Here is a 10,732-nt window from a genome sequence, read left to right as displayed (position 1 = left end):
GACTCCGCCGCCATCGTGCGCGCCAAGGCTGCCCTGGACAAACTCGACGTCGCCGAAGGCCTCGCCGAACTCGAAGGCACCTCCGCCCGCGTCGCCGTTGACGAAAAACGCATGATCAACTGCCGCGCCGACCTCAACCAACTCGTGCCCTTCAAGTACGACTGGGCCTGGCAGAAGTACCTCGACGGCTGCGCCAACCACTGGATGCCGCAAGAGGTCAACATGACCGCCGACATCGCCCTGTGGAAAAACCCCGAAGGCCTGACCGACGACGAACGCCGCATCGTCATGCGCAACCTGGGCTTCTTCTCCACCGCTGACTCCCTTGTCGCCAACAACCTGGTGCTGGCCGTGTACCGCCTGATCACCAACCCGGAGTGCCGCCAGTACATCCTGCGCCAGGCCTTCGAAGAAGCAATCCACACCCACGCCTATCAGTACTGCATCGAATCGTTGGCCATGGATGAAGGCGAGATCTTCAACATGTACCACGAGATTCCATCGGTCGCTAAGAAAGCGGCTTGGGGCCTGAAGTACACCCGTTCGATCTCCGATCCGAAGTTCGAAACCGGCACCGTTGAGACCGACAAAGAACTGCTGCGCAACCTCGTTGCTTACTACTGCGTGCTGGAAGGCATCTTCTTCTACTGCGGCTTCACCCAGATCCTCTCCATGGGTCGCCGCAACAAAATGACCGGCGTGGCGGAACAGTTCCAGTACATCCTGCGCGATGAGTCGATGCACCTGAACTTCGGTATCGATGTGATCAACCAGATCAAAATCGAAAACCCACACTTGTGGGATGCCGAGATGAAGGAAGAAGCGACCCAGATGATCCTGCAAGGGACTCAGCTGGAGATTGAATATGCTCGCGACACCATGCCGCGCGGCGTATTGGGCATGAACGCGGCGATGATGGAGGATTACCTCAAGTTCATCGCTAACCGTCGCCTGTCGCAGATCGGTCTTAAAGAAGAGTATCCAGGGACCACTAACCCGTTCCCGTGGATGAGCGAAATCATGGACTTGAAGAAAGAGAAAAACTTCTTCGAAACCCGTGTGATCGAGTATCAGACTGGCGGCGCGCTGAGCTGGGATTGATTCCTTAGCACAGCAACACCAAAGAGCCCTGACTTGTTCGGGGCTTTTTTATGCAAGCTCACTAAAGACTCTCCTTACAAAGCAGCGAATTTACCAAAGTAGCTGACCGCCAAATCCTTCTGACTCGTAGGAAATTTCGTAGACGCAATAATGGCTACTCAGTATCGTCCGAGGGTTTTCTACCCTCGGCGGTTGTATGGATACACAAAAAGCTAATACCGGATGGAGCGATGAGGAGCTTGAAGCTTCCGTTGATGCTTATCTCAAGATGTTGAAGCTGGAGGACGCTGGCCAGCCATATAAAAAATCAGTCGAACACGAGCTTTTACGCGTCGGTGCGCTGAGCGCTAGGTCATCTGCGTCAGTCGACTATCGTATGCGCAATATTTCTGCCGTATTTGAGACGCTGAATCAGAAACCTATTGCTGGTTACACAGCTGCAAACAATGTCGGCTCGGGAATCGTCTCTCGTATCATTCGGATACTTGCGCAGCGGGGCATCGTTGAATCTCAAGACAACGCCCCAACGTTTGATGAAGGGCTACTGGAGCGGCGTGCTGTAAAGCTTCAAAGCAAATCTATCAAGACTAAGCCCGAAGGCATCGCGGCCCCCCAACAAGTCAGTACCACCAGTACATCCTACGTACGCGACCCGGAAGTACGGGCCTGGGTACGTCAGCAAGCTGCAGGTATTTGCGAAGGTTGCGGGCTGCTTGCGCCGTTTAATCTAGACGATGGCTTGCCATTTCTTGAAGTACATCACGTCAAGCACCTGGCCCAGAAGGGTTCGGATCGCATCACCAATGCTGTAGCCTTGTGCCCCAATTGCCATCAGCGTTGTCACCGGTCGAGTGACCGGGAGGCTTTCACCGAGGGGCTTTACGCCAAGGTCGGAAGATTGGCACGGGAGTAAACTCCTGCTGTCACACCTGATGCACGCTCAAAAATACTAGATAGGACCGAGGCCAACCCGTGAACCCAGACATGCTCGAAGCCGGCCCCGCTGACGCCAAAGTACTTTCCGTCTTTGACTTCGACGGCACCCTGACCCACCACGACAGTTTCGTGCCCTTCCTCAAGTTTGCCTTTGGTACCGGCGAGTTCTATGGCCGGATGGTCAAGCTGGCGGTGCCTGGGCTGCGCTTTTTGGTTCGGCAGATCAGCCGGGATGAGTTGAAAGCGCAGTTGATCCGCACCTTTATGACAGGGGTGGAGAAGACGTGGGTGCAACAGAAGGCCGAGGAGTATTGCCAGCGCAATTGGGCGCGGTTGATGCGCCCGGCCGGGGTGTTGTCGGTGGAGCAGGAGTTGGGCTCCGGCGCGGAGGTGACATTGTGTTCGGCTTCGCCTGCGTTAGTGTTGCAGCCGTTTGCCAATCGACTTGGGATCAAGTTGATTGGCACCGAGCTTGAGGTAGTCGACGGGGTGTTGACCGGCAAGCTCACCGGGAATAACTGCCGGTGTGAGAACAAGGTGCTGCGGCTTGAGGCGGTGTACGGAGACCTGGGGGAGTATCGGCTCCGGGCCTGGGGCGATACGCGCGGGGACCGGGAGTTGTTGGCGGCGGCGCAGGATGCGCATTTTCGGCATTTTCATGCGAAGAAGAAGCGGGCGAAAGCGCTGCGCTGACCATATTGTGGTGAGCGGGCTTGCCCCGCGCTGGGGCGCGTAGCGGCCCTAAAACCAAACGCCGCATGCTGTCTGACAGCATGCGGCGTTTTTATTGGGACTACTGCGTAGCCCAGCGCGGGGCAAGCCCGCTCACCACAGGTTGGTCAGACACTGGTTTTGAGGTCTACGCCCAACGCCGTCGCAAAGGCTTTTACCATCGGGCTGCGCGGGGCGTTTCGGCATTTTCATGCGAAGAAGAAGCGGGCGAAAGCGCTGCGCTGACCATATTGTAGTGAGCGGGCTTGCCCCGCGCTGGGGCGCGTAGCGGCCCTAAAACCAAACGCCGCATTCTGTCTGACAGCATGCGGCGTTTTTATTGGGACTGCTGCGCAGCCCAGCGCGGGGCAAGTCCGCTCACCACAGGTTGGTCAGACGGCGGTTTTGAGGTCTATGCCCAACGCCGTCGCAAAGGCTTTTACCATCGGGCTGCGCGGGGCGTTGTGGCGCAGGATGAGGTTGAAGGCGGTGCTCAAGTGAACTTGCTCCGGGCACAGTGCGCGAAGGCGCCCTTCTCTTAGCAAGGGCTTGGCGTAGTGTTCGGGCAAGAAGCCGAGGAAACGACCAGTAAGGATCAGGATCGCGACGGCTTCGACTTGCGAGGCGGAGGCGGACTGGCTGTCGTAATTGACGAAGTTAGTCTTGTCGCGATGGATCGCATAACGATGGTTGACCACTTCATATTGGCGCAGTACCTCCGGCGTAATGTCGCTCGCAGTAAAAAGCGGGTGTCCTACAGCGCAGTAGGCGTGAGCCTTTTCTTCGTACAGCGGGAAGTAATCGAACTCTTCACGGCGCTGGTACACGGGAACGATACCGACGATCAACCGCCCTTCCACCACGCCGCGTTCAACTTCGTCCAACTGTGAAGCCTGTAGGCGCAATCTTATTTTTGGTGATTCGCTATATAATTTTCCCAATGCGGTAATAAGCGGGGAATTAACATCCGACACGGTGTTATCAATAACCCCGACACTAAGGTCACCAATAAGCTCGTTTTGCGCCGAACTAAGCTTGTCTCTGAAACTGTCCACCGAGGTAAATAACTCGATGGACGCTTGATACACTAACTTCCCTTCTTCGGTCAGCCCGAAGCCTTCTCGACCCCGTGTACACAGGCGCATGCCGATACGAATCTCGAGGTCAGAGATCTGTTTACTGATGGCCGCCAGCCCCACGTTCAGCTCGTTTTGCGCAGCACTGAAGCCGCCGGCTTCGACCACGGCCATGAATACCCGCAGCAATTTGAAGTCCAGTCCGCTCAGTTGCAGCGGTGGTCTTGTGCCCGGTTTGGGTGGCAGGTTTCCAGAAGTGGAAAGTGGAGTTTCCATAATACGCGTTGACCTCAAGTACCATATTCAACAGGCTTCAACCCAATCCTTGAACATAGCCAGGCGGCGATAATGAACATAAACATCCGCCCTTGGCAACCTTGAATACGGCGCGTCAGACGCTGATTCAGTTTAGTTGAAAACCTTTTTTTACTGCCTCCGACTCTTCTAAAAACAAGCGTGAGGAATACCCATGTCTCAGTCCACCGACCGCCTTTGGGGCGCTCGTTTCAAGACCGGTCCGTCTGCTGCGTTGGCCGCGTTGTCACGTTGCCCTGAGCGCTATTTTCGCCTGACGCCCTACGACCTGGCGGGCTCACGCGCCCATGCCCGTGAGTTGCAGCGCGCCGGTTTGCTGGATGAGTCAGAGACCCTGCGCACCCTCGAAGCACTCGACCAAATCGGCGATGACTTCGCCGCCGGCCGCCTGCATCCAACCCTGGATGACGAGGACGTACATACCTTTATCGAACGCGTCTTGACCGAACGCCTGGGCGCCTTGGGCGGCAAGCTGCGCGCCGGACGTTCGCGTAATGATCAAACCGCCAACGATTTGCGCCTTTTCCTACGCGACCATACACGCACCATCACCACTGAAGTGTTGGGTTTGCAGCAGGCGCTGGTGGAACAGGCCGAGCAGCATATCGAGAGCATCTGCCCTGGCTTCACCCATTTGCAGCAGGCCCAACCCATCGTGTTCGCCCACCACTTACTGGCTCACGCCCAGTCGATGCTGCGCGATGTGCAGCGTCTGGTGGATTGGGATGCACGTACGGCGTTGTCGCCATTGGGCGCCGCAGCAATGGCGGGCTCGGCGATTGCGCGGAGGCCGGAGCATTCGGCCAAGGAAATGGGCTACACCGGGCCGTGTGAAAACTCGATCGACGCTGTGGCCAGCCGCGACCATGTGGCGGAGTTCCTGTTTGTAGCGGGCATGCTCGGGGTGAATATTTCGCGGCTGTCGGAGGAGTTTTGCCTGTGGTCGTCGCGCCAGTTTCGCTGGGTGGTGTTGGACGATGCCTACGCTACCGGCAGCTCGATCATGCCGCAGAAAAAGAACCCGGACATTGCCGAACTGGCCCGGGGCAAAGCTGGGCGTTTGATTGGCAACCTGACCGGGTTGATGTCGACGCTCAAATCCTTGCCGCTGTCGTACAACCGCGATTTGAGTGAAGACAAACACAGCGTGTTGGACAGTGTGGACACGTTGCTGCTGGTACTTCCAGCCATGGCGGGGATGGTGGCGACCATGAAAGTCCAGGTGGACGAACTGCGGCGCCAGGCACCGATGGGTTTTACCTTGGCGACCGAGGTGGCGGATTGGCTAGCCACCCGTGGTGTGCCGTTCAAGGAGGCCCATGAGATTACCGGCGCGTTGGTACAAGCCTGTGAGAAGCATGAGATTGAGTTGTGGGAAGCCTCACCGGCGATGTTGGCCGAGGTGGATGCTCGGCTGCTGCCTGAGGTGCGGGATTGCTTGACCCTGGAAGCGGCGATTGCGGCACGCAGTGGCTGGGGTGGGACGGCACCGGAGCGGGTTCGAGAGCAGATTGGGCGTTTGAAGATTGCATTGGCGGCTCAGCAGCAGTGGGCTGAGAGCTATCAGGGCTTTCGGATTTAAGCCTGTCAGAGGTGTGGTGCGGGGGCTGACGCTTTCGCGAGCAAGCCCGCTCCCACATTTGGACCGAGTACATCAGTAGTAGCGTCATCAGTTTTGGAGAATCACCATGAACCAAACCCCGGCCGAGCGCTTGGAAATAGAGCGCAAGCTGTCCGAGAACCAGTTCGACATAACCCAGTACGAACACGTGCCGCGCCGCTATTACGGACGGATGTTTTTTGCCACGTTGATAGTGATTGTGTTGGCCGCACTGTTGCGCGCCTTCGCCAATGGCCAGATCGAATGGTCCTACATCGGTCAGTTCCTCACGTCTGAGGCCATTCTATGGGGCCTGGTGAATACCATCGTCATGTCGATTCTGGCGATGGCGCTGGGTGTGGTGATCGGCGTGATCACGGCAATCATGCGCATGTCGGCCAACCCGATCCTGCGCTATGTGGCCATCACCTACACCTGGCTGTTCCGCGGTACACCGCTGATTTTGCAGCTGTTGCTGTGGTTCAACCTGGCGCTGATTTTCCCGGTAATCGCGATTCCCGGCCTGTTCAGCATCGACACCGTTGACCTGATGACGCCGTTCGTGGCCGCCCTGCTCGGCCTCAGCATCAACCAGGGTGCCTATACCGCCGAAGTGGTGCGCGCCGGTTTGCTGTCAGTGGACACGGGCCAGTACGAAGCCGCCAAGTCCATCGGCATGCCGAGCTTGCAAGCGCTGCGTAGGATCATTCTGCCGCAGGCCATGCGCGTGATCATTCCGCCTGTAGGCAACGAGTTCATCAGCATGGTGAAAATGACCAGCCTGGCCAGCGTCATCCAGTACTCGGAGCTGCTGCACAACGCGCAAAACATCTACTACGCCAACGCCCGGGTCATGGAGCTGCTGATCGTTGCCGGTATCTGGTACTTGGCGGTGGTGACTGTTCTTTCATTTGGCCAGAGCCGCCTGGAGCGTCGTTTCGCTCGCGGCGCCGGCAAGCGTTCGTAAGTTTGGGTTGAGGAGATTTGCCCCATGAGAAGCATCGTCAAGGCCGTCAACCTGAACAAGTATTACGACCAGTATCACGCGCTGCGCGACATCAATATCGAAGTCGAGCAAGGCGAAGTGATGTGCATCATCGGCCCGTCCGGGTCGGGTAAAAGCACGCTGCTGCGCTGCGTCAACCAACTGGAAAAAATCGATAAGGGCGGCCTGTGGGTCGACGGCGAACTGGTGGGATACCGGGTCGTCGGCAACAAGCTGCATGAGATGAACGAATCGCAGATCGCCCGACAGCGCCTTGCCACCGGCATGGTGTTCCAGCGCTTCAATTTGTTCCCGCATATGACCGTGTTGCAAAACATCATCGAAGGCCCGTGCCAGGTGCTCAAGCGCTCGCCCAAGGAAGCCATCGAAGATGCATTGGAACTGCTGGCCCGCGTGGGCCTGGCGGACAAACGCAATGCCTATCCGGTGGAATTGTCCGGCGGCCAGCAGCAACGCGTGGCGATTGCCCGTGCGCTGGCGATGCGTCCCAAGCTGATGTTGTTCGACGAACCCACGTCAGCCCTCGACCCGGAGCTGGTAGGAGAAGTGCTGTCGGTGATGCGCGATTTGGCCACCACCGGCATGACCATGATCGTGGTCACCCATGAATTGGGCTTCGCCCGTGAAGTGTCCAACCGCATGGTGTTTATGGACGCCGGCCAGATTGTGGAAGCCGGCAGCCCCGAAGAAATTCTAATAAGCCCACAAAACCCGCGTACCCAAAGCTTTATTTCTGCCGTTCGCACTTAACTAAAAAACTAACGAGAACGCCCCCATGAAAAAATTGTTTATCCCAACGATGCTCGCAGGCCTGATGGCCTCCACCTGTGTATTCGCGGCCTTGCCGGCGGCCATCAAGGACAAGGGTGAGATCAGCGCGGCTATCGTGCCGAATTACCCGCCGATGGATTTCAAGGACCCGGCCACCAATAAACTCACCGGCTTTGACTTCGACCTGGGCAACGCTCTGGCCGAGCGCCTGGGCGTGAAGATCAAGTGGCAGGAAACCGGCTTCGAGCAAATGCTCAGCGGCCTGACCACCAAGCGCGTGGACATCGTGCTGTCGGGCATGTCGGACACCGCCGAACGCCAGAAATCCGTAACCTTTGTCGACTACTTCACCAGTGGCCCGCAGCTGTACACCCTGGCCAAGCGTGAAGAGATCAAGGAACTGACTGACCTGTGCGGTAAAAAAGTCGGCACCAGTCGCCGGACTACTTGGCCGTCGGAAATTGCCGCGTGGAGCAAGGAAAACTGCGAAGCGGCGGGTAAACCGGCAATCGTGGTGATCGGGACTGAAGGTTCGGCGGATGCGCGGGCGCAGTTGCAGCAGAACCGGTTGGATGCGGCGATGCAGGGCAGCGAGACGATTCCTTATCTGATGTCGTTGGATAAAGGTAAGTACAAGCCGGTTGGGCTGGCGATTTCCAAGCAGTTCACCGGGCTGGGGATTGAGAAAAGCAACACTGAGCTGGTGACCGCGATCAGTGAGGCGCTGCAGGGCATGATTGATGATGGGACCTACGGCAAGATTTTGAAGAAGTGGGATCTGGAGCAAGGGGCGGTCGAGAAGATCACCATTAACGCTGGCCAATAACTTGGTCTAAAAAAATGTGGGAGGGGGCTTGCCCCCGATGGCGGTGGTTCTGTCACCTGATGCTTGGCTGTACACCGCTATCGGGGGCAAGCCCCCTCCCACACTGGATTTTTGTTGTTCAAAAAAGATAACAAGGACATCCGACCCACCGTGGCCACCTACTCCCTGGTAATCCGCCGCCTGATGATTTGCTCGGTGACCATCGTGGTCAGCCGCTCCATGACCAGCCCGTTGCTGGCCCTGCTGCTGAGCACGCGCCTGGGCCTCAACCAGCAGGACATCGGTCTGCTGATGGGGATCGCCGTGTTTATCGCCACGCTGCTGGGCCTGTACGGCGGCTACATCATCGACCGCCTGGAAAAGCGCAAGCTGCTGATCCTGGCCATGCTCTCCAGCGCCATCGGTTTTCTGTTGCTGACCTTTGCCAGCAACCTCTACCTGACCACACTGACCCTGGTAATCACCGAAGCCGCGTCGGCGCTGTTCCTGATTGGCTCCAAAGCGATCATCAGCGAAAACCTGCCAGTGGGTGAGCGTGCCAAGGTGTTTTCCCTGCGCTACACCCTCACCAACGTCGGCTACGCCACGGGCCCCATGGTGGGTGTAGTAATTGCGGGGCATATGCAGTTGGCGCCGTTCCTGATCGCCAGCGCAATTGCCTTCTGCAGTGTGTTCCTGATGATCGGCATCCCACCGACTCAACGGGACGAAAGCAACAAACCGCTGAGCTTTCTCAGCACCCTGCGCACATTGCGCAGCGACCGTACATTGATTCTGTTCACCGGTGGCAGCCTGTTAAGCACCATTGTCCACGGGCGCTACACCCTGTATCTGTCGCAATTTCTGCTGGTGGCCTACAAGCCTGCGCAGGCTCTGAAGATTCTCTCGGCGGTGCTGGCATGCAATGCCATTACGGTGATTTTGATGCAGTACCAAATAGGCCGGTTTCTCAAGCGTGAACAACTGCGCTACTGGATCGTGCTGGGTACGTTGCTGTTCATTGCCGGGTTGATCGGTTTCAGCCTGGCGGACAGCTTGGTCACCTGGTGCCTGGCGATGTTCGTATTCACCTTGGGCGAGATGATCATCTACCCCTCGGAATTCCTGTTCATCGACACCATCGCCCCCGACACCCTGCGCGGCAGTTACTACGGTGCACAGAACCTGGCCGCCTTTGGCGGAGCGTTGAGCCCGGTGATTTGTGGGTACTTGCTGATCAATGCGGCGCCCACCAGCATGTTCTATGCCTTGGGCGCACTGACAGCTGTGGGTGGCACCTTGTGTTTCCTGAGTGGGCGGCGGGTTGCAGGTTCTTGCTGATATTTACATGGGATCCCGCTATTAATAGCGAAACTTCTCACGGACCCGAGCCTCATGAAATTCGACACGGCCTACAGTTTGAGTCTCGATGACAAGCTGTCGATCTACGACGTGCGTGACCTGAATTTCGACGAAACTGCCGTATACGACTCCGACACTGACCATTTCCTCTGCCCCAACGATGCGTGCCGAGGGACGTTCGATACGGGCAATGCGTTGAGCACATTCAATGCAAAAAACGTCAACTATGTGCGCACGCCGCACTTCAAGAACAAAACCAGCACCCAGCATATCGAGGGCTGCCGCTATGCCAGCACGCACAGGGGCGCTGCGGGGGAAACTGAAGACGAGCGCGAAGACCATTTCCCGTCGGAATTTGTACTGACCCGACGAACGTACCCGCGCAACACTCCGGTGACCGGTGCCGAAGCTCAAATCCCAGCGTCACCTGCGAAAACACCTTCAAACCGAACCAGCACGTCCGTCAGTTCCAGCGACACCACCCCGGATAAAACCAGCGTATTCGCCCACCCGGTGGAATGTTACGTGTCCAACATCGACGACAAGGACAAGCTCAAGCGCATGCCGCTGAAAATCGGCGATCACACCGCGACCTACTGGACGTTTTTCAAGAAGATCGAATACCTGCAAGACAGCAAGGGCCTGATCTATTGGGGCAAGATCAAGGCGATCAAGGACTACACCAGCAGCTTTCGCATCGACTTCGAAAAGAAGGTGTGGCTCGACAAGAAGCCTTACTCGGTCAACGTTTATCTGAGCAAAAAACTCATCGAAAACTACCGCAAGCGCACGGCGTTCCTAGAACAGATCAAGGCGGCAGTGGACAGCGAGCGTGCGCTCTATTGCTTCTTCTACGGGGTGACGCCAGAGCTCAAGCATGTGCCCAGCAAGAAGAATCCCGAGCAAACGTTCGGGGTGTTCAGCGCGGATATCGAGAACCTGGATCACCTAATTATTCGGGAGGCGCCGGGGTTGGAATAGTCAGTGGTAAAAAGCCATCGAAAAAATCCAGTTGATGAGCGGTCAAAACAACTGTACAAAAACACAGT

General features: G+C 57.1%; 10 protein-coding genes. 9 read left to right on the top strand and 1 reads right to left on the bottom strand.

Annotated elements, in window-relative coordinates:
• From BW43_RS02725 to BW43_RS02735, 3 genes are all read left to right on the top strand, one after another.
• Positions 1 to 1,101: ribonucleotide-diphosphate reductase subunit beta (locus BW43_RS02725; protein ID WP_032891080.1), on the top strand; the 1,101-nt coding region annotated here is incomplete at its 5' end.
• Between the two features lie 196 nt (positions 1,102 to 1,297).
• A complete protein-coding gene (locus tag BW43_RS02730; protein WP_032891079.1) occupies positions 1,298 to 2,014 on the top strand; it encodes an HNH endonuclease in 717 nt (238 codons plus the stop codon).
• A gap of 71 nt (positions 2,015 to 2,085) precedes the next feature.
• Complete coding sequence (locus BW43_RS02735; RefSeq protein WP_032891078.1) at positions 2,086 to 2,730, top strand: HAD-IB family hydrolase; 645 nt, start codon at positions 2,086 to 2,088, stop codon at positions 2,728 to 2,730.
• A 410-nt stretch (positions 2,731 to 3,140) separates the two neighbouring features.
• Here the strand turns inward: BW43_RS02735 and BW43_RS02740 are convergent, their stop codons facing one another.
• Positions 3,141 to 4,100, bottom strand: coding sequence for a LysR family transcriptional regulator (locus tag BW43_RS02740; protein ID WP_032891077.1), 960 nt, complete (start codon positions 4,098 to 4,100; stop codon positions 3,141 to 3,143).
• A gap of 193 nt (positions 4,101 to 4,293) precedes the next feature.
• Between BW43_RS02740 and argH the strand changes: the two genes are divergently transcribed.
• From argH to BW43_RS02770, 6 genes are all read left to right on the top strand, one after another.
• The gene (argH, locus tag BW43_RS02745) at positions 4,294 to 5,721 is read left to right on the top strand and encodes an argininosuccinate lyase (RefSeq protein ID WP_032891076.1); all 1,428 of its coding nucleotides are present in this window, start codon (positions 4,294 to 4,296) and stop codon (positions 5,719 to 5,721) included.
• Between the two features lie 106 nt (positions 5,722 to 5,827).
• On the top strand, positions 5,828 to 6,706 hold the full coding sequence (locus tag BW43_RS02750; protein ID WP_025859372.1) for an amino acid ABC transporter permease: 879 nt from the start codon (positions 5,828 to 5,830) through the stop codon (positions 6,704 to 6,706).
• Between the two features lie 24 nt (positions 6,707 to 6,730).
• Positions 6,731 to 7,495 (top strand): amino acid ABC transporter ATP-binding protein, encoded by a 765-nt coding sequence (locus BW43_RS02755; RefSeq protein ID WP_010208290.1) that lies wholly within the window; start codon positions 6,731 to 6,733, stop codon positions 7,493 to 7,495.
• A 25-nt stretch (positions 7,496 to 7,520) separates the two neighbouring features.
• A complete protein-coding gene (locus BW43_RS02760; protein WP_032891075.1) occupies positions 7,521 to 8,342 on the top strand; it encodes an ABC transporter substrate-binding protein in 822 nt (273 codons plus the stop codon).
• Positions 8,343 to 8,492: 150 nt separating this feature from the next.
• Positions 8,493 to 9,662, top strand: a complete 1,170-nt coding sequence (locus BW43_RS02765; protein ID WP_032891088.1) for an MFS transporter — start codon at positions 8,493 to 8,495, stop codon at positions 9,660 to 9,662.
• Between the two features lie 54 nt (positions 9,663 to 9,716).
• On the top strand, positions 9,717 to 10,664 hold the full coding sequence (locus tag BW43_RS02770; protein ID WP_032891074.1) for a hypothetical protein: 948 nt from the start codon (positions 9,717 to 9,719) through the stop codon (positions 10,662 to 10,664).
• The last annotated feature ends 68 nt before the right edge of the window (positions 10,665 to 10,732 follow it).

Source organism: Pseudomonas sp. RIT357, assembly GCF_000632245.1.
Lineage (GTDB): Bacteria > Pseudomonadota > Gammaproteobacteria > Pseudomonadales > Pseudomonadaceae > Aquipseudomonas > Aquipseudomonas sivasensis.
This window is presented reverse-complemented; position numbering and strand designations above follow the sequence as displayed.